13 protein-coding genes are annotated in these 19,877 nt (G+C 64.8%); 8 read left to right on the forward strand and 5 right to left on the reverse strand.

Annotation, left to right across the window (positions count from 1 at the left end):
* The 4 genes from VF629_RS04320 to VF629_RS04335 all read left to right on the forward strand — a co-directional run.
* On the forward strand, nt 1–1,051 hold a 1,051-nt coding region (locus VF629_RS04320; protein ID WP_331057224.1), incomplete at its 5' end, for an iron ABC transporter permease.
* Nucleotides 1,052–1,137: 86 nt separating this feature from the next.
* Entirely contained in the window at nt 1,138–1,554 is a 417-nt protein-coding gene (locus tag VF629_RS04325) for a 6-pyruvoyl trahydropterin synthase family protein (RefSeq protein ID WP_331057225.1), read from the forward strand.
* Nucleotides 1,555–1,671: 117 nt separating this feature from the next.
* On the forward strand, nt 1,672–2,784 hold the full coding sequence (gene lpxB, locus VF629_RS04330; protein WP_331057226.1) for a lipid-A-disaccharide synthase: 1,113 nt from the start codon (nt 1,672–1,674) through the stop codon (nt 2,782–2,784).
* Nucleotides 2,785–2,895: 111 nt separating this feature from the next.
* Nucleotides 2,896–6,387: a reprolysin-like metallopeptidase gene (locus tag VF629_RS04335; RefSeq protein WP_331057227.1), complete on the forward strand. Its 3,492-nt coding sequence runs from the start codon at nt 2,896–2,898 to the stop codon at nt 6,385–6,387.
* 96 nt (nt 6,388–6,483) lie between these two features.
* Here the strand turns inward: VF629_RS04335 and VF629_RS04340 are convergent, their stop codons facing one another.
* From VF629_RS04340 to clpX, 4 genes are all read right to left on the reverse strand, one after another.
* On the reverse strand, nt 6,484–9,024 hold the full coding sequence (locus VF629_RS04340) for a DUF3160 domain-containing protein (protein WP_331057228.1): 2,541 nt from the start codon (nt 9,022–9,024) through the stop codon (nt 6,484–6,486).
* A 25-nt stretch (nt 9,025–9,049) separates the two neighbouring features.
* Nucleotides 9,050–10,597 (reverse strand): CapA family protein, encoded by a 1,548-nt coding sequence (locus VF629_RS04345; protein WP_331057229.1) that lies wholly within the window; start codon nt 10,595–10,597, stop codon nt 9,050–9,052.
* A gap of 147 nt (nt 10,598–10,744) precedes the next feature.
* Entirely contained in the window at nt 10,745–11,209 is a 465-nt protein-coding gene (locus VF629_RS04350; protein ID WP_331057230.1) for a hypothetical protein, read from the reverse strand.
* A gap of 98 nt (nt 11,210–11,307) precedes the next feature.
* Entirely contained in the window at nt 11,308–12,531 is a 1,224-nt protein-coding gene (gene clpX, locus VF629_RS04355) for an ATP-dependent Clp protease ATP-binding subunit ClpX (RefSeq protein WP_331057231.1), read from the reverse strand.
* 208 nt (nt 12,532–12,739) lie between these two features.
* On the opposite strand from clpX, the gene VF629_RS04360 reads away from it, so the two are divergent.
* The 4 genes from VF629_RS04360 (at nt 12,740) to VF629_RS04375 (ending at nt 18,918) form a co-directional block, all read left to right on the forward strand.
* Nucleotides 12,740–16,786 (forward strand): two-component regulator propeller domain-containing protein, encoded by a 4,047-nt coding sequence (locus VF629_RS04360; protein WP_331057232.1) that lies wholly within the window; start codon nt 12,740–12,742, stop codon nt 16,784–16,786.
* Between the two features lie 483 nt (nt 16,787–17,269).
* Nucleotides 17,270–17,905, forward strand: a complete 636-nt coding sequence (locus VF629_RS04365) for a GNAT family N-acetyltransferase (protein ID WP_331057233.1) — start codon at nt 17,270–17,272, stop codon at nt 17,903–17,905.
* Nucleotides 17,906–17,940: 35 nt separating this feature from the next.
* The gene (locus VF629_RS04370) at nt 17,941–18,699 is read left to right on the forward strand and encodes a hypothetical protein (protein ID WP_331057234.1); all 759 of its coding nucleotides are present in this window, start codon (nt 17,941–17,943) and stop codon (nt 18,697–18,699) included.
* 54 nt (nt 18,700–18,753) lie between these two features.
* A complete protein-coding gene (locus VF629_RS04375; protein WP_331057235.1) occupies nt 18,754–18,918 on the forward strand; it encodes a hypothetical protein in 165 nt (54 codons plus the stop codon).
* Nucleotides 18,919–19,024: 106 nt separating this feature from the next.
* On the opposite strand, the gene VF629_RS04380 is transcribed toward VF629_RS04375, so the two are convergent.
* The gene (locus VF629_RS04380) at nt 19,025–19,792 is read right to left on the reverse strand and encodes a helix-turn-helix transcriptional regulator (protein WP_331057236.1); all 768 of its coding nucleotides are present in this window, start codon (nt 19,790–19,792) and stop codon (nt 19,025–19,027) included.
* Nucleotides 19,793–19,877 lie beyond the last annotated feature (85 nt).

Here is a 19,877-nt window from a genome sequence, read left to right on the forward strand (position 1 = left end):
AGATGTCTCGGCTGCGCTCGACATGACGTTCTATTTGACTCGTTCTTCGTTGAAATCTTCCCGCCCGTTGCTCTGGTTAACTGTGGGCCTCGTGCTGGTCCTGGTGCTGCTGGTGCTGGGGCTGCGCGTGGGCAGCTACGCCACTTCCTACAGCTTCATCCTGAATACGTTCCTACACTACGACCCCACCGACCCTGCCCAACTGGTGCTGGTGCAGCTGCGGCTGCCGCGCATCATTCTGGCGCTGCTGGCCGGTGCTAGCCTGGCCGTGAGCGGCTACCTCCTGCAAACGCTGGTAACCAACCCGCTGGCCGACCCTTACCTGCTGGGTACGGCTTCTGGGGCCTCACTCGGGGCCATTGCTTCCTATGTGCTGGTGCCGTCGCTCACGCTAGCGGGCGTGTATTTGCCGCCGGTGGCGGCGCTGGCGGGCGCATTTGGGGCCACGCTGCTGGTGGTGGCGCTGGGCACCCGGCGCGGGCGCATCTTGCCGGCGCCGCTGCTGCTGGCGGGCGTGGCCGTGGGGGCGCTGGCCTCCGCAATCGGCAGCTTGCTCACCTTTCTGGCCTCGCCCGAGGGGAGCTTGCGCAGCGTGGTGTTCTGGGCGTTTGGCAGTTTCGAGCGGGCCGGGTGGAGCGTGCTGCCGTACCCAGCAGTAGCCCTGGGCATCAGCCTGTTTGTACTGGCTTTTCTGCAAAAGGACCTCAACCTGCTGCTGCTGGGCGAGGAGCGGGCCGCGGCCCTGGGGCTGCCGGTGGCTCAGCGCCGCTGGCTGCTGGTGGGGCTGGCGGCCGGCCTCACGGGGGGCGTGGTGGCGCTGTGCGGGCCGGTAGGCTTTGTGGGGCTGCTGGCGCCCCACCTCACGCGGGGCCTGCTGGGCACCACAGGCCGCTACAACCTGCTGTTTTGTGCGGTGCTGGGCGGCGGCTTTCTACTGGCCTGCGACCTGCTGGCGCGGCTGCTCTACCCGCCGGCCGGGCTGCCGGTGGGCTTGGTCACGGCCCTGTTCGGGGTACCCTTCTTCGTATATTTGCTGCGGAAAAACAATTAGTTGTCGGTTGCTAGTTGTCAGTTGTTAGGGTGCGAAAGTGTCTTTTTAAACTGACAACTAGCAACTAACAACTGACAACTAGCAGAATGATATACGTAAGCCGTCAGGAACATTTTAATGCCGCCCACAAGCTGCACAACCCCAAGTGGAGCGACGAACGCAACCGCGAGGTTTTCGGCCCGTGCGCCAACACCAACTGGCACGGCCACAACTACGACCTCATTGTGACGGTAAAAGGACAGCCCGACCCCGAAACCGGCTTTGTAGTGGATTTGAAAGCGTTGTCTGACCTACTCCGCACGCACATTACCGAGCAGGTCGACCACAAAAACCTCAACCTCGACGTGCCCTTCATGGCCGGCCAAATGGCCAGCACCGAAAACCTGGCCATTGCCTTTTGGCAAATCCTCGAGCGCGAGCTGCCGGCCATCACCCAGGCCCAGCTGCACTGCGTAAAGCTGTACGAAACGCCGCGCAACTTCGTGGAATACTACGGCGGGTAGGCCGTCTGCCATGCTGACGAAGGAAGCATCCTATCACGGGCGCTTTTGTCAGAATTACTAACCCCAGCGGCGCGGACGTGATAAGGTCCTTCGCTGCGCTCAGGATGACGTAACAACTTGAAATATTATTTGATAGCCGGCGAACGGTCGGGCGATTTCCACGCGGCCCACCTCATGCGCGAGCTGCGCGGGCAGGACGCCGCCGCGCAGTTCCGCTACTGGGGCGGCGACCAGATGCAGGCCCAGGGCGGCGAGCTGGTGCGGCACTACCAGGACCTGGCCATCATGGGCTTTGTGGAGGCGGCCACCAGCGTGCTCAAGTTCCGGGGCTACCTCAAGCAGTGCCAGCAGGATTTGCTGGCCTTCCGGCCCGATGTGCTCATTCTGGTCGACTACGCGGGCTTCAACCTGCGCATGGCCAAGTTTGCCAAAGCCAACGGCATCAAGGTGTTTTACTACATCTCGCCCAAGATTTGGGCTTGGAACCAGGGCCGCGTGGCGCAGGTGAAGGCCAACGTCGACAAGATGTTCGTCATCCTGCCGTTTGAGGAGGAATTTTACCAGAAGTTTGGGTACGGCGTGGACTACACCGGCAACCCCACGGCCGACGCCGTGGCCGAGTTCGAGCCCACCGCCGACTTCTTCGAGCGTAACCGCCTGGAGCGCGACCGGCCCATCATTGCGGTGCTGCCGGGCTCGCGCAAGCAGGAAATCGAGGAAATGCTGCACGAGATGATTGCCATTCTGCCCGGTTTTCAGGAGTATCAGTTCGTGGTGGCCGGCGTCACCAACCTCGACCCGAACTACTACCGGCACTTCGAGCGCAACGGCATCAAGTTCCTCTTCGACCAAACCTTCGACCTGCTCAGCCACGCCAAGGCAGCTTTGGTCACGAGCGGCACCGCCACCCTGGAAACTGCCCTGTTTGGTGTGCCCCAAATAGTGTGCTACCGCACCAGCGCCCTGAGCTACGCCATAGGCAAGATGGTCATCAAGGTACCCTACATCTCGCTGGTCAACCTCATTGCGGGGCGGGCCGTGGTGAAAGAGCTGATTCAGGGCGAATTCAACGCCCGCAACCTGCTCGACGAACTCAAGCTCCTGCTGACCGACGCCGACTACATGGCCCGCATCAAGGCCGGCTACGCCGAGCTGCGCGAGAAGCTGGGCCAGCAGCAAGCCGCCCGCAAAACGGCCGAGCTGATGGTGAAGTATCTGCAAACAGTCTAACCAAAGGCCGCGCAACGTACGTTGCATATAGCCGCCCGTTGCAGGTGGAACAGCGGGCGCATTACCGGTGCGCCTGCCTAAATTTACCACTTCCACCGAAGCATTTGCTGTATGAAGCACCCTTACACGGCCCCGGCGGCCAGCACGTGGCTGGCCGCCAAGGCAGCGGCCTTTCGAACCCTGTTGAGCCGCGCGGGGGCCGTAGGGTGCCTGGTATTGTGTTCGCTGGTTGGCGCTTATGCCCAGCACGCCCCGCAGTTTTTCCAGGCCGATGCGGAAGCCCGCGGCGCCGCGGCCGGTACGCCCTTGGCCGCTGCTTTGTATAACTACCAAGCCCTGACCCTGGACGTGAACGGCTTGCGGGCTGCCCTGGCCACCGCCCCGCCCGAAACCCAGGCCGGCGCCGCCCCCCTGGTGCTGGGCTTGCCCTTGCCAAACGGCGGCACCGGCCGCTTTGCTCTGCGCCGGACTTCGGTGCTCGCGCCCGAGCTGGCCACCCGCTTTCCGGAAATCACCACCTATGTTGGGGTTGGCCTCGACGACGCCACCGCCACCCTGCGCCTCGACCTGACGCCGCAGGGCTTCCACGCCCAAGTGCTGACCGGCGCGGGCAACAGCTTTTACATCGACCCGGTGCGCCGGACCGATGCCCGGCACTACCTCAGCTTTTACCAGCGCGACATGAACCGGGCCGCAGCCGGCGCGGCCCAGCCCTGCGACTTCGAACCCAAAGCGTCGGCGGTGAAAGCAGCCACGCAGCGGCGCACGGCCCGCGCCAACCGGACCACGGCGGCGCTCGCCACGGGACCGGTGTTGCGCACCTACCGCCTGGCCCTGGCCTGCACCCCCGAATACGCTGCTGCCCGAGGCAACACGCTGGCCAGCGTGCTCGCCGCCGAGGCCACCACCGTCAACCGCGTGGTGGGCGTGTACGAGAAGGAGCTGGCCGTGCGCCTGGTGCTGATACCCAACAACGACCAGCTGGTTTTCCTGAGCGGTACCGGGCGGCAGCCGGCGCGGCGCTACACCAACAACAACGGGGACGCCATGCTCGACCAGAACCAAATCACGGTCGATAGCATCGTGGGCAATGCCAGCTACGACATTGGCCACGTGGTGAGCACCGGCGGTGGGGGAGTGGCCTACCTCGGGGTGGTGTGCGACCCCAACGACAAGGCCCGTGGCGTGACGGGCGCGGCCAACCCGGTGGGGGATGCCTTCGACATCGACTTTGTGGCGCACGAAATGGGCCACCAGTTCGGCGCCAACCATCCCTTCAACGGCGAAGGCGGCCAGTGCAACATTGCCAACCGCAACCCCCTCACGGCCTGGGAGCCGGGCTCCGGTTCCACCATCATGGCCTACGCGGGCATCTGCAACTCGCCCAACGACTTGCAGCCGAGCTCTGACGCTGTTTTCCACACGGGCAATTACGAGGAAATCCAGGATTTTATTGACCGGACCACCTGCGCCAGCACGCGAGCCACCGGCAACACCGCCCCCACGGTAACGGCGCCCGCCAGCGGCAAAACCCTGCCCGCCAACACGCCCTTCAAACTAACGGCCACCGCCACCGACGCCGAAAACGACGCCCTCACGTACTCCTGGGAAGAGTTGGACCTGGGCTCGCCCGGCACGCCCACCGCGGCCCAGGTGCCCGGCGACAACGTGCCCTTGTTCCGTTCGTTCAACCCCACGCCGTCGGGCACGCGCTATTTCCCGCGCCTGAGCAACTTGGTAGCCAACACCACGCAACTTGGCGAGCGGCTGCCCACCGTGACGCGGGAGCTCAAGTTCCGGTGCACGGTGCGCGACCAGCACAGCGGCCCCGCCGGCGTCATCGGGGGGGTAAACCTCAGCCAACTGGTTGAATTGAACGTGACCAGCACCGCCGGCCCCTTCGTGGTAACCGCACCCAACACGGCCGTGTCCTGGACCGGCGGCTCGGCCCAAACCGTGACCTGGAACGTGGCCGGCACCTCCAACGCCCCCGTGAATTGTGCCACGGTGAACCTGCGCCTCAGCCTCGACGGCGGTTTAACTTACCCGGTGCTGCTGGCCCAAAACGAGCCCAACGATGGTTCGGCGGTAGTGGTAGCGCCCAGCTCCGCCATCGCGCAGTCGTCGGCTCGGGTAATGATTGAGGCTGCCGACAACTACTTCTTCGACATCTCGGATGTCAATTTTATCGTTACCCCGCCCGCTGCGGGGCCCACCATCACCAGCTTTACGCCCACCGGCGGGCTGGCCGGCACGGTGGTCACGGTGCTGGGCTCCAACTTCACAGGCGCCACGGCGGTGAATTTCAACGGCACGCCCGCCGCCAGCTTCACGGTGAACTCCGCCACGCAGCTGACGGCTACCGTGGCCGCTGGCACCACCACGGGCACCATCACGGTCACGGGGCCTACGGGCACGGCTACTTCGCCCACCGCGTTTATTGTGGGCCCGCCGCCGGTCATCACCAGCTTCACGCCGGCTTCCGGGGCCATCGGGTCTAGCGTGGTCATCACGGGCACCGACTTCACCGGTGCTACGCGGGTGGCGTTCAACGGCACGAACGCCACGGCCTTCACCGTCAATTCGTCTACCCAAATCACGGCCACAGTTCCGGTGGGGGCCACCACGGGCCCCATTGCCGTCACTACTCCCGTGGCAACTGGGGTTTCGGCGGCCAGCTTCACCGTGATTCCGGCGCCCGTAATCCTGTCGTTCACGCCGCGCAACGGCTTGGTGGGCACGGTGGTCGTCCTCACGGGCACTGGGTTCACGGGCACCACGCAGGTCACGTTCAACGGCACGGTGGCGCCCGTTTTCACCGTCGACTCACCCACCCAAATCACCGTGACGGTGCCGGTTGGCACTACTTCGGGCCTCATCACCGTTACGGCTGCGGGGGGCTCGGGCAGTTCGGCCACGGTCTTTATTGTGCCGCCGTCCAACGACTTGTGCGCCAACGCACTACCCATTGCCTGCGGGCAAACCCTGGCGGGAACCACAATAGGCGCCACGGCCATTGGCGACCCCACCGCCGACTGCTTCGAGCCCATTGACGGGGGCGGAGTATTCTACACCATCACCGGCACGGGCAACAGCATCACCCTGTCTACTTGCAACTCCGGTACGGCTTACGACAGCAAGCTCTTCGTTTACTCGGGCAGCTGCACCGGCCTGACCTGCGTGGCTGGCAACGACGACGCGGGCAGCTGCCAGGCCAACTCGCTGGCGTCCAGGGTGTCCTTCAATTCGGTGCTGGGTACGTCCTATACCATATTCGTGAGCGGTTTTCTGGACGAAACGGGACCGTTCACGTTGAGTGCGGTCTGCTCTACGACTACGTCCACCACCGTTGCCGCCAAAAGCGAATTCAGCGTGTGGCCCAACCCGGTGGCCGGCAAAACCGCCTTGCACGTCACGCTGGTCAAGCCCGCGGCCAACGCCAGCTTCACCCTGCGCACCATCTTGGGCCAGGTGGTGAGCACCCACAGCTTCAGAGGCAAGGAAGCCGAGCTGGCCACCACCGGGCTGGCATCGGGCACGTACCTGCTCACCGTGCAAGTCGATGGCCGGGCTCCCAGCGTGCGCCGCGTAGTGGTGGAATAGGAAGGTCAGTTAAAAATGAAAAGCCCGCCTGAATCGTCAGGCGGGCTTTTTTTAATTGGTTTTGCGTGAGTTGATTTTTCGGTTGTGCTGCGAAGGCTAATACACCCTCTCCACTCCCTTAGTGTTGACCTTGGGGACGGGCACCATGAGTTCGCGTAGCCAAGTGGGGCGGGCCGGCGGGGCCGTGTTCAGCTTGGCCTGCCACTCCTCGTCGGTGAGGCGGGTGGGGCTCTGAAACTCGTAGTAGCTGAACACCGGACCCACGGCCACGACCGTGGTGCCGTTGATTTCGACCACGGTGTAGAGGGCATCCACGGCGCCTACTGCTTCTTCCAGCACGTCGGCGTTGTGGGCGTACACGTCGGCCACCACCCCCAGGTGCCGCTCGCGGTCGGGTAGCCGGTCGGTTTTGAGGATGTTGAACGTCAGCTGCTCGGCCCAGCCGCCGATTTGAGCCAGCTCCAGCATGTCGTCTTCGCTCACCGGCTCGTGCCGCAGCTCTTGCTGGGCAATTTTGCGCAGGGTTTTCATTTTTTCGCGCAGCTCCTTGTTCAGGCCGCTCAGGTGCGGGGTGTTGGCCTGCAGGCGGGTGAGGGACTGGTCCTGAAAGGCCAGCAGGCTCAGGGCTGCGTCCCAGAAAGGCACGTTGGGCTCCACGTAGGCCAGCACGATGGGGTCGGGCGGGCCGCCACCGCCCGGGCCGCCCATCTCGGCGGCCTGCGGCTGCTCTGAATACAGCAGCAAGTCGTGCTTGAGTTCGGCCCAGCCGCCGAGGGCGGTGCTCAGGTTGCGCTTCTGCCAGGCGGGCGTGGCGGCAAAAAGCGGCGCGCCGGGCGCGGGCGACGCGGGCTTATTAAGGCTGAGCAGGGTTTGCAGGGTTTTGGTGTAGAGGTTGCGGTCCCAAGCCGTGGTGCCGGCAAACTGCTTTTGGAGCTGCCGCAGCGTGTCGGGGAAGGCGGGCCAGCGGGCAGCTTCGCGGTAGTGGTTCAGTAGCACCGCCTCGGCCGTGGCGTTGCCAAAGGAGGCAAACACGTCGAGGCCCTTGGGGAAGGGGCGCTTGGGCGCCGGGTCGGTGACTTCGGTGAGGCGCGAGAGGATTTCGGCATCGAAGCTGTAGCGGCCCGCGGTGAAGAGCAGCTTGGGGCGGTCAAGGGCGGTTTGGGCCAGGGCCCGGGTGCCCTTGGCCCGGATGCGGTCGGTACCGGCGGCGAGCAGCGCGGGGCGCAGGCGGGCCAGCACGGCCGGCGCGGCCAAGGCGTCAAGGGTTTTGCCGGCGTAGGCCGGGCTGGCCAGCAGCCGGAGCAGGTGGGTGAGCGACCGGTTGTCTTCGTCGCCGGCCAGCACGTCGAGCACGCGGGTGAAGTTCTGAAAGCCGCGCGTGGCGGCCGGGTCGGCGGCCTGGGCTTTGGCCAGCGCCACGGCCCGCAGCAGGCCCGCGTCGGTGTCGAGAAACACCGGGGCCGTATTCAGCCACTTCACCGTGCGGAAGTAGCGCTTGGTAGTGTCGGTGCGGGTGTACATGCCGTGCGGTTTCAGCGCCTGGTATTCAAACAGCGAGTCTTCCAGCAGCAATGACCCTTTGTCGACGGCCTGGGTGGCGCGGCTTACCTCCAGTTGGGCGTCGATGGCGTAAGCGCCCGGCACCGGTCCTGGCTGCCCCGTGAGCAGGCCCTGGCCCACGGCGTAGTAAGCGGCGGCCCACTCGGCGGCGTTGCGGGCGGCGGGCAGCTGGCTTTGCTGGGCCAGGGTGCGCGCCTGGGCATTGCCTTGGCGCAACATGGCGGTCACCACGGGCAGCAGCCGCTTTTCTTCTACGTCTTCTAGGATGCCGTTCAGATACTTGTGCAGCAGTTGCAGGAACAAATCGGTGGTGACGAAAGCGGGCGTGAAGGCGTACTCGCCCTTGTCGTAGAGGTAGAACAGCTGCTCCTCCTTGGTGGGCACGATGGCGAAGTTGTTTCGGGCCAGCCCCGCCCGCAGGGCCGTCGGCAACGCAAACTCGCGCTGGTTGGTGATGAAATCGGGGTTAATCATCGGGAACCCGCCTTGCGGAGCCACTCGGCCCGCCAGCAGCTTGGTTTCGAGGGCTTGCACCTTCTGCTCAAACGCCGCTTCTTGCCGGTTGAGCGGTACCGGGATGACGCTGGCCGGCAGCGCATTCCCGGCTGAGTCGCTCGCCTCGCTCCACACCGGTTTGTACCAGTTGGTTTTGTCGAAGTGGCGCCGCAGCGTGGCGTTCATGAAGCAGTAGCCGTTGCGGGCGTACAGCGTGTTGCGCAACAGCACCAGGTCGAGGTAGGACTTGCCAGTCAGGTTCTGGCTGTAGTCGAAGGCCGGCAGCGGCTTGCGCTTCACAAAGTCGCCCTCGTCGTATTCGCTCGGGCCATCGAAATACTCTTTGATGTAGGGCCGGGCGTATACATTGGCCAGCTCGGCCTTGTCCTCGGTGAGCTGCACCGGCACCTGCTCGCCAAAGCCATTGCCGTGAAAGACGGTGCCCGGTGGAGCCGTGGCCGGATTGTGGGCAGGTGCGTCGGTCGACAGCGGCGCCGCGCGGCGCTGCCAGAAAAAGTAGGCCGTGCCTAATCCCAGCACCACCAAAATTCCGAGTAGCGACAGTAGAATTTTACGATTCATGCAAGCAGTTAAATAGAAAAACAACTCATCTAACAAAAGCCAAATACGCCGCATCCAACGACTTTCGGCGGGCAATGAAGCCATCGAGTGCCAGCCCAAAGCCCTGCCAATGATAGCGCCCAATGCAGTAGTTACCGTCCGGGGCTTGCTCGAGGGTGCGAACATACGTGCGGCCCCGCACGGCGGGCTCGGTTCGGAAATACAGCAGCCGATAGGTCAGCCGCGAGCCGCGCCAGCGCGCCTGCAACCGGCCCGCCGAATCGAGCGCGTACACAAAAAGCCGCCGGTGCCAGGCGCTATCAAACCGGGTGGGCTTGACGGGGCCCACCAGCAGGTCGGCGTGGCCGTCGTTGTCCACGTCGCCCGCGCCGAAAGCGTAAATCGGAAACCGAAAACTGACCACTGAAGCGCCGCCGGTGGCCGTGGGCACCCAAATTTGCGTCTGGCGAGCACGAGGTAGCCGGCGCAGCCGGGCCGTGGCCGTCCCCGCCGGGCCCGCCACGGTCGCCCGCCGCTCAAAAAAGCCCAACGCCGAATCCGGCGCCGCGTCCGGGCCGGTGGGTTGCAGCCGCCAGCCGCCAGTTCGGTCGTCGGGCACCAGTTGCACCGCGGGTGAGGCGCGCCCGATGCGAGCCACCAGGGCCGCCCGGGCGCGGGCATCGGCGGCCTGTGGCACGGCACGCACCAGTTGCAACGGCCGGAGGTACGTGGCCACCACGTGCCCGTCGCGCAAGTCAAAATCGGCCTGTACCGCAAGGGTCGTGGCCGCGCCGCGTTGGTCGAACAGGAAGTTGCCGAGGCTGTAGATAATGGGCCGGCCGCGGTAGTATTCCACGGTTTGCACCACATGCGGGTGCGCGCCTACCACCGCTGCCGCGCCACAGTCCACGAAGGTGCGGGCCTGCTCGCGTTGCTCTTCAGTGGGCTGGCCGGCGTATTCGGTGCCCCAGTGTAGGTACACCAGCACCGCCCGCTTGGGAAACAGCGTTTTGTAAGCCGCCAGCCGCTCGCACAGCGCGGCAAAGTCGCGGCCACACACGCACCCTTCGCCCGCGCCGCCCACCCGAAACGCCGAATACGCCAGCACCGCTACGCTGCTATCGGGGCCCAGCAGCGTGGGCAGGCAGCCGGTGGCCGAATCGGGCTGGTAGCCCAGCGCGCCCAGCCGGGCCCGGCGCGTGGCCTCGAAGGTGTCCTCCAGCCCCTGCAGGTGCTGGTCGAAAGTGTGGTTGTTGGCCAGCGAGACGTGCGTGAGCCCCAGCCGGCGCAACCAGCCCGCCCAGTGCGGCGCGGCCCGAAACACAAACTGCTTCGCCGCCGGCTGCTGGTGGGTGGTTAGCGGGCATTCCAGATTGCCAATCACGTAGTGGCTGCCCGCCCACCAGCGGCGCGCGCGGCGGGCCAGGGCCGTGCTGTCACGGGCCAGGGCCGCCGGTACGCCGCGGGCCAGGAGGATGTCGCCCACCACGCTCACCCGGAGTGCGGCGGGTGGGGGAGCCTGGCAGGCGGTGAGGGTGCCGCCCAGCACTCCCGCTCCCAGCAGCACTCGCCAAAGCCAAGTGGGCAAAGCCACTGCGAAAAGAAACAGGAAGCCGAGTGGTTTAGTAGTCGTCATCAACGGCGTGGCCTTCGCGGGCAGCAACCACTTGCGTAGTTCCTAGATAACGAGGCGGACAGCCAAGATAAAGCGGATTGTAGCGGGTACCACAAGGTGCTGGGCTCATTCCACAAACTGAACGTTGGGCAGTGGAGTGCCGTCGCTCATGCATACCGCCAGCAGGTGGTCGGGCTCGTGAACGGTTTCGAAAGACCAACTCCACTGAATCGGTTGGCCAATAATTATGGGAATGGTAATTTCTACGGGCTTGAACTCCGACGCAAAATCCGAGACGGTGAACCCAACTTGCCACGCCTGAAACGCTTCCTCAATGATAGGAACCAGCTTTTCGACCAACGCCGGATACGTGCTTTCAATGTGCCGAAAGAAGGCGCGTTGGGCGTCCGTGGGTCCGTCCCGGTCAGCCGCGATGCAACAAAATACCTCGCTGCTGGCAGGAGCGAAGGGAATCGTTGCCGCGCCGTACCACACCGGGGGCACCATCCTGCTAAAAGTCTGCATTTCAATCCGCCCAAATACTTCGTCTTGCAAAATCGGTTTGCCGAAGAGCGCAGAAAATATTCCCATAGAGCTAAATCTGCCTTTTGAAAGGGTTACAAAAAATGGGAAGCCCGGCCGAAACCGAACTTCCCATTATGTATGGCTGGGCGCCGCCTGCATGGTAGCTACGCGGCCCGCATGTGGCGCAGCGTCGATTTCTCGAACTTGCTGCGGCAGTAGCTCAGGTTGATTTGCAGCTTGTCGGCTTCTTCCTCGGAGGGCATTTCGAACATGGCGTCGGTCATGATGCTCTCGCAGATGGAGCGCAAGCCGCGGGCGCCGAGGCGGTACTCGTCGGCTTTTTCCACGATGTACTCCAGCGCGTCTTCGGTGAAGCTCAACTCAATGTTCTCCATGCCGAACAGGCGCTTGTACTGGCGCACGAGCGAGTTCTTGGGCTCGGTCAGAATTAGGCGCAGCGTGCTGCGGTCCAGTGGGTTGAGGTGGGTGAGCACGGGCAGGCGGCCGATGAGCTCGGGGATGAGGCCGAAGCTCTTGATATCCTGGGCCGACACGTAGCGCAGGAAATTCTCGGTGTCCACCTGCTCGTCCAGGTTGGTTTTGGCAAAGCCCATGGGCTTGGTGTTGAGCCGGCTCTTGATGATGCGGTCGAGGCCCGAGAAGGCGCCGCCGCAGATGAAGAGGATGTTTTCGGTGTTCACCGAAATCATCTTTTGCTCGGGGTGCTTGCGCCCGCCCTGCGGCGGCACGTTGATGGCCGTGCCTTCGAGCAATTTCAGCAAGGCCTGCTGCACGCCCTCGCCGCTCACGTCGCGCGTGATGCTGGGGTTGTCGCTCTTGCGGGCAATTTTGTCGATTTCGTCGATGTACACGATGCCGCGCTCGGCAGCTTCGAGGTTATAGTCGGCCGCTTGCAGCAGGCGGGTGAGGATGCTTTCCACGTCTTCGCCCACGTAGCCGGCTTCCGTGAGCACGGTGGCGTCGGCAATGCAGAAGGGCACTTGCAGGATTTTGGCCAGCATGCGCGCCAAAAACGTCTTGCCGGTGCCGGTTTCGCCCACCATGATGATGTTGGACTTCTCAATCTGCACCTCGTCCTCGCTGGGCTTTTGCATCAGGCGCTTGTAGTGGTTGTACACCGCTACCGACATCACGCGCTTGGCCTCGTCCTGGCCCACCACGTACTGGTCGAGGTGCTCCTTGATGGCTTTGGGCTTGATGAGGTTGAACTTGGGCTGCTTGCTGTCGTTCAGTGCCTTGGCTTCTTCGTCAAGAATGTGCTGAGCCTGGCCCACGCATTTTTCGCAAATGTGGGCGTTGATGCCCGAAATCATAACGGCGACTTCGCGCTTGCTCTTATTGCAAAAGGAACAGGATATTTCGGCCACGGAAAGAAGAGTAAGATAGGGTGGAGGGAGCTGGTTTCGAACAAGCGGGCTCAAAGGTACAACAAGGTCAACGTCTGCGATGGGAAAAATCGTGCAGTACGTTTACCTGCAAATACGGCATTTGCTGAATATTGCGTAGCTTTAAAAAGCGTTGCGCCTCACAAAGTTCATTCCGCAAGGCTTTGTTTCCGGTCTACCTCGGATGTTTATGGAGCAAAGACTATTGAAGACACTCGCGGTGTGGTGGGGGTTGCTTGGCGTGCTGCCCGGCGCAGCCCAAACCCTGGCTTTGCGCGAATACACCATTGCCAACGGCCTGCCGCAGAGCGTAATATATGCCATTTGCCAGGACAGCCAAGGCCGGCTGTGGGCCGGCACTCAAGGCGGTCTGTGCGTGTTCGACGGCCAGCAGTTCCGGGTGTACGACGGCCGCCAGGGCCTGGCCGACAACCACGTGCGAGCCGTGGCCGCTGCGCCCGATGGCACCATTTGGGTGGGCCACGAATACGGCGGCCTGGCCTGGGTGCGCCCCGGCCAAGTGGGCCGCTGCCGGTTGCCGGGCGTGGCGCCCACGCTGCACGCCCGCCGCATTTGGCTGGCCCCCGGCGGCGTGGCGTGGGTGGCCACCGAAGGCCAGGGCCTGCTGCGGCTCCGTTGCGGCCCCCGCGACACCGCCCTCACCCGGCTGGACCGCTCCCAAGGGTTGCCTTCTGATAACGTGAGCTTTGTGGCACCGGGCCCGGCCGGGCAGCTCTGGGCTGCCACCGACGCCGGGCTGGCCGTGCTGGACGCTGCCACGGGCCGCTTGCTGGACGCGCCGCGCCGGGCCCTGCCGCCGGCTTTGCAGTCGGGGGGCATCAATAGTTTTTTTCGGGTGAACGACACCTTGTTTTGGGTGGCCACCACCGACGGGCTCCTGCGCCTGAGTGGCAGCCGGCCGTGGGTCGCGCGCCGCTTTGGCCCCGAGGCCGGCCTGTGCACCGCCAACGTGCGGCGCGTGCTGCAGGACCGCGCCGGCCGGGTGTGGGCCGCCACCGCCACGGGCCTCAGCCGCGCCCCTGCGCAAGGACAGCGGTTTGAGTGCGTGGCCGGCGGCGGCAGCTTCGACAGCGAAGTGGCTTCGGACTTGCTGGAAGACCGCGAAGGCAGCCTCTGGACGGTGCACGACAACGGCATGGCCCAGCACCTGCCCGACGAGCGGTTTGCCCAGTTCACCACCGCGCAGGGCCTGCCCAACAACGAGGTGCACAGCATCCTGAAAATCGGGCCCGGTGCCTACTGGGTGGGCACGCCCAACGGCCTCACGGAACTGAGGCCCGCCGCCCCGACGGGCCAGCAGGCCCGGCCGGTGCGCTTGCCGGGTACTGGCCCACAGCCGTTTGTGCGGTGCTTGTTTCGCGACAGCCGGGGCGATGTGTGGGTGGGGCTGACGGGAGCCGGGGCCCTGCGCTACCACCCCGCCACGCGCCAGTGGACGGTTTTCAACCAACGTCCGGCGCTGGGCGGGCAGTCGGTGGCCAGCATCGCCGAGGACGGGCGGGGGCGCATTTGGCTGCTCACGCGGCAGGCCGGCCTCACCGTGTTCGACCCCGCCACGCAGGCCTTTCAAACTTTTGATGCCCAGCGCGGTGGCTTGGGTACCAACGACCTGTGGAAAATATTGCGCGCTCGCAACGGCCTGCTGTGGGTGGGGACCGACAACCGCGGCCTTGTGCGCCTGGACCCGGCCACCGACACCTTCCAGCCGGTGCCGAGCCAGCCCGACCGCCTCAGCATCGGCTCTATCAGCGAGGACGAGCGCGGCAACCTGTGGCTGGGCAGCATCGGGCGCGGACTGCTGCGCTACGACGGACGCCGGCTGCAGTCGTTTGGCCCGCAAACGGGCTTGCAGTCGAACAACCCCTTCTTTGTGCAGTGCGACGGATTGGGCCACGTGTGGCTGGGCACCAACCTGGGGCTCGATTGCTTCGACATCCGCACGGGCCGGGCTCGCAGCTATGGCTTGGCCGAGGGCTTTGCGGGCCAGGAAACCAACCAGAACGCCGTGCTGCCGGACGACGGTGGGCAGCTGTGGGTGGGCACCATCAACGGGCTGATGCACTACGACCCCGCCCTGGCGCGGCCGAACCGCGCGGCACCGCGCACTTTGGTGTCGGGCTTGCGCATCTTTCTCAAAGACACGGTCTTGGCACCCAACTTGGCGTTGCCGCACCAACTCAACCATCTCACCTTCGACTACATTGGAGTGAGCTTGACCAACCCTAGCCAAGTGCGCTACCAGTACCGGCTGGCGGGCTTTGAGTCCGCTTGGGTGGGGCCGCTCAAAACCACTTCGGCCACCTACACCAACCTGCCGCCCGGCGACTATTCTTTTCAGGTGCGGGCGGCCAACAACGACGGCGTGTGGAACCGTCAGCCCGCTGCGTATGCCTTCACCATCCGGGCGCCCTGGTGGCGGGCGTGGTGGGCTTATCTGCTGTATGCGGGCGGTTTTGGGCTGATTATTTACGGGGTGCGTGCCTTTACCAAGGCCCGGGAGCGGGACCGCGCCGACCGCCGGCTTGAGCACCAAGCCCTGGCCCACCTGCAGGAGCTGGACCGGGTGAAAACCGACTTTTTTACCAACGTGAGCCACGAGCTGCGCACGCCGCTCACGCTCATTCTCGGGCCGGCCGAAAATTTGGCCACCGAGCCCGCCGACCCCGCCGTGCGCCAGCAAGGCGGGCTGGTGTTGCGCCACGCCCGCAAGCTGCTCACCCTCATCAACCAGCTACTCGACCTCAGCAAGCTGGAAGCGGGGGCCCTGCGCCTGTTGCCCACCAGCGGCGATGCCGCCGCGGCCGTGCGCCAACTGGCGGCCTCGTTCAGCTCATTGGCCCAGAGCCGTGGCCTGGTCTTGCGCTGCGATGCGCCGGCGCAGCCCGTGCCGTTGGTGTTCGACGCCGCCAAGCTCGATGACATTCTAACCAACTTGCTGGCCAATGCCGTGCGCTTCACCCCGCCCGGCGGCCTGGTGACGGTGACGGTGACCGAAACGCCGTCCAGCGTGGCGGCCCCCAGTGGAGGCGTGGCCATTGCCGTGCACGACACAGGGCCCGGCATTGCGCCCGAAGACCAGCCCCACCTGTTCGACCGGTTTTATCAGACTTCGGAGTCCGTTGCTACCGGCTACGGGGCGGGCACGGGCATCGGCCTGGCGCTGGTGCGCGAGCTAACGGCGCTGCACGGCGGCCACGTGAGCGTGACCAGCGAGGTGGGCGTGGGCTCCACCTTCACGGTGCACCTGCCCCGGGTGCTGCAACCCGTGGCCCCGCCCGACGCAAAGACTCCGGTTGTCAGGGTACCGCCGGGGCCTGCCGTTCCGGCTGAAACACCCGACGAAACCGGAACGGCCGTGGCGGACGCCGATGCGCCGGTCGTGCTGGTTATTGAGGACAACGACGAGGTACGCGAATTCATCGGCGCAACGCTGGCCCCGGATGGCTACCAACTGCTGCTGGCTGCCGATGGCCAGGCGGGCGTGGCCCTGGCCCAGGCCGAAGTGCCCGACCTGGTGGTGAGCGACGTGATGATGCCCGGCCTCGATGGCTACCAAGTGTGCGCCGCGCTGAAAACGAGCGCGGCCACCAGCCACATTCCCGTGGTGCTGCTCACCGCCAAGTCGGGCGCCGATGCCAAGCTCGAAGGCCTTGAAACGGGGGCCGACAGTTTCCTGGCCAAGCCCTTCAACCCCCGCGAGCTGCGGGCCCAGGTGCGCAACCTGCTGGCCTTGCGCCAGCGTCTGCAGGCCCGCCTGGCAGCCGGGGCCGGCGAGCCCGCCGCTGCCCCCACCGGACCACTGGTCCCTGCGCCCGAGGTGTTGGCGGCTCACGCAGCGGCCGTGGCGGGCCTGCCTTCGCTCGACCAGGATTTTCTGCGCCGGGTGAACGAGTCGGTGCTTCGCCATTTGTCCGATGAGGCGTTTGGGGTGGACGAACTGGGGGCCGACATCGGCATGAGCCGGACGCAGGTGCACCGCAAGCTCAAGGCGCTCAGCGGGCAGTCGCCGGGCGAGTGCATTCGCAGCACCCGGATGCACCGGGCCCTGGCTCTGTTGCAGGCGCAAGTGGGGACGGTGGCCGAGGTGGCCTACCAAGTGGGCTTTGGCAGCCCGGCGGCTTTTTCTACGGCCTTCTCCCGGCAGTTTGGCTACCCGCCCAGCGCGGTGTCGCGGCAAGTGGGCGGGCCAGCCGAAGTGAAGCAGCCGAATGGGTAGTTGATAGTGGGAGAATGGCCGGGGCTGGGCTCGGTGCGGTAGCCGTTGTGGCGGCACTGGTCGGAGCGGCGTGAGCAGTGAGAGCCAGTAGACAGAATTGAGCTAACTCCTCGGGCCTGCAGGATGGGGCCTGGGGGCGCTTGCATTAATTCGAACCATCTCTGGTCGCCCGGAAAAGTGCTAGTAAAAAGGGCCAATGGGACGGGAAGCACAGGAGTAGTAAAATCTGGTTTTTACTAGTTTTTTTGTTGCAATTCGAAGGCGATGTAACAAATGCGAAAGCATATGGAACACTCGCGCATGCGTTGCAACGCCTGCAAAAGCCTTCGCAACATTCGAGTATGGCTATGTACCAGGGGAGGGGCGTGCTTTGACTTCATCAAGCAGCCACTGCGAAGTCAATTGCTGGGAGCGTAAAAAAGTGCTACTCCCTGCTTCGGCCAGCCGGCTTGCTCCACCTCCTCTAGGCTCTCGCCCGTGGTCATGTCAGCGTCCGTCCGTCGTCTCGAACCTGCCGATTTGGGTTGGGCCACGGCTCTGCTGGTGGCGGCGTGCGCCGAGCTGCCGGTGCTGCGCTACTGCTGCACGGGCCCGGCGGCGGCGGCGCAGCGGGCGTGGGTGCTGAGGCAATTGTTGCGCTTCGGCCTGCGCTTTGGGCGGGTGTATACCAACGCAGAAGGCAGCGCGCTGGCTGTGTGGCTAAGCACCAAGCAGCCCACGGCCACGCTGTACCAATTGGTGCGCGCCGGCCTGCTGCCCGCGGCCCTGTGGCACTTCGGCTGGGCAGGTTTTCAGCGCCTGCGCTCGGTGCGGACAACTGCCGCCGCCTTGCAGCGGCAAAGCACCGGGCTGGTCGAGCATTACCACCTGGTGGCCTTGGTGGTGGCGCCCGCCTACCGGGGGCGCGGAGTGGGGCGCCGCATGCTGCAAGCTGCGCTGGCGGCCATGCAGGCCACGCACGCGCCGTGCTACCTCGACACGCAACAGCCCGAGCAGCTGATTTTCTTCCAACGGCTGGGCTTCCAGCTCACGGGCCATTGCCAATTGGGGCCCGAGGCCAACGCCCCGGTTAACTGGGGGCTGGTGCGCCCCAGCACTCCCGACGGCCCCTTTCACTAGTCCTTTTCTGCATCATTCCCAATTCCTTATTCCTCATGAAAAAAGCATTTCTACCCTTGTGGGCTGCGGCGTGCGTGGCCGCTGCCCCGCTCACCGCACAAGCGCAAACGCGTAAACCAGCTGCTAAGCCACCCGTCAAAACAGTGGCCAAGCCGGCCCCAAAACCCGTGGTAAAGCCTGCCGCTGCTGCTGCCACGCCGGCCCGGCCCGTGGCGCCGGCGCCCGCTCCGACGCCTACTTCGGCGTCTGCTTCGGCTCCGGCGCCCGCCGCTAGCGCTGCCGTTGCGGCCCCGGCCGGCGCGTTTGGCGTGGGCACCAACGTGGTGAACCTGGGCATCGGGCTGGGCAACCGCTACGGCTACGGCACCGGCTTTTTGGGCGGCAGCTCGTCGGTGTCGCCGGCGCTGAGCGTGTCGTACGAGCGCGGCATTTTGCCGCTGGGACCGGGCGTGCTGGGGGTGGGGGCCTTTGTGGGCTACCAAGGCGCCAGCTACGACCTCGGCAGCGGCGACAAATGGCAATACACCGACATCATCGTGACGCTGCGCGGCGCCTTCCACTACCCCTTCCTGGAGAATCTGGACGCCTATGGCGGGGTGGGGGTGGGCCTGCGCCACGCCGGGGTTTCCTTCGAGGGCAGCAACGTGTACGACATCGGCTCGACCAGCGGCAACGAGGTGGCGGCGGGCCTGTTCGTGGGCGGGCGCTACTTCTTCACGCCCGGCATTGGGGCGTTTGCCGAGCTGGGCTACGACCAAACCTACCTCAAAATCGGCTTGTCGGCCAAGTTTTAAGCGCGGGGCCCGGCAGGGTACTGCGCGTCACCTCACCTTCTTTTCTGCTACGCTATGAAACCACAAGTAGAACACTTGGAGCTGGTTTTTCTGGCCTCTACCGTCACCGCTGCCTGGGGAGCGGGCTGGGCCTTCACCACCACCCCGGCGCCCCAGCCCCCACCCACGGACCCGGCCTCGCCGCCCGTGCACGTCCGGCTGGCCGTGGTAAGCGCCTGAATGGCACTGCCACCTGTTGGCAGGCCTTACGCGGTAAGTGTCTGATAATGCACTAACCATCAATGCCTCATGTCCGCCTTCCTGCTTGCAGCTTATGACTCACGACTCAGAAGAATGCCATGGTCCGCCGGCTGGCCGCCGTGCGGTTGTCCACGCCCAGCTTGGCGTAGATGTTTTGCAAATGGTTTTGCACCGTGCGCGGGCTGATGCTGCACAACCGGCCGATTTCCTTGTCGGTGCGTCCCTGGGCCAAGTGAAACAGGATGTCGGCTTCGCGCCGGGTCAGGCCAAAATAGTCCGGGACTGGCGGGTCGGCTGGGGCAAAACCGGCGGGTGCGCCGGAGGCCCCGGCCAAGCCGGAGCAGCGGAGCAGCCCCTCCAAATGGGGCCGCACGAAGGCCAAAAGGGTGCGTTCGCCTTCGGTAAAATCCTGGCGGCTGCGGAAAATAGCACACGACACCGTGCCCCAGCCCGGCACTCGGGCCGCCAACACCAGGTGATGGGTGAGGGCGTACGGCCGGTAGAGCAGCTGATACAAATCAGTCCGCACGAAACGCGGCAACGCGGCGAAGTCGCTGGTGCGCAGCGGCAGGGCATTCTGGCGCACAAATAGCTCCTCGAACAGCGGGTGCTGCGTCATGATGGGCGAGGCATCGTGCAGCATTTCAGTGCTGAACAAATGCTGCGGCCAGGCCCCCAAAAACCGCATGGTGCCCTGGGCATCGAAGTGGTCGAAGCAAATGGTTTCGGCCCCAAACAAGTCGAGCAGCGCTGCGGCCAGCCGGTCGAACAGCGTGGCCGGGTCGGGCTGGGCGTAGAGCACGGCCAGCGCGTCGCTAAGCTGGCAAGCGTGCTTTAAAGCAAGGCTTTGCATGGAGTCGTATCGAATTGGCGAGGCCCCGAAAACCAACGGGTTTCCCTGCGAATATAAAGGATTGCATAGGTAGGATTACCTATTT

This window comes from Hymenobacter sp., from assembly GCF_036388155.1.
Classification (GTDB): Bacteria; Bacteroidota; Bacteroidia; order Cytophagales; family Hymenobacteraceae; genus Hymenobacter.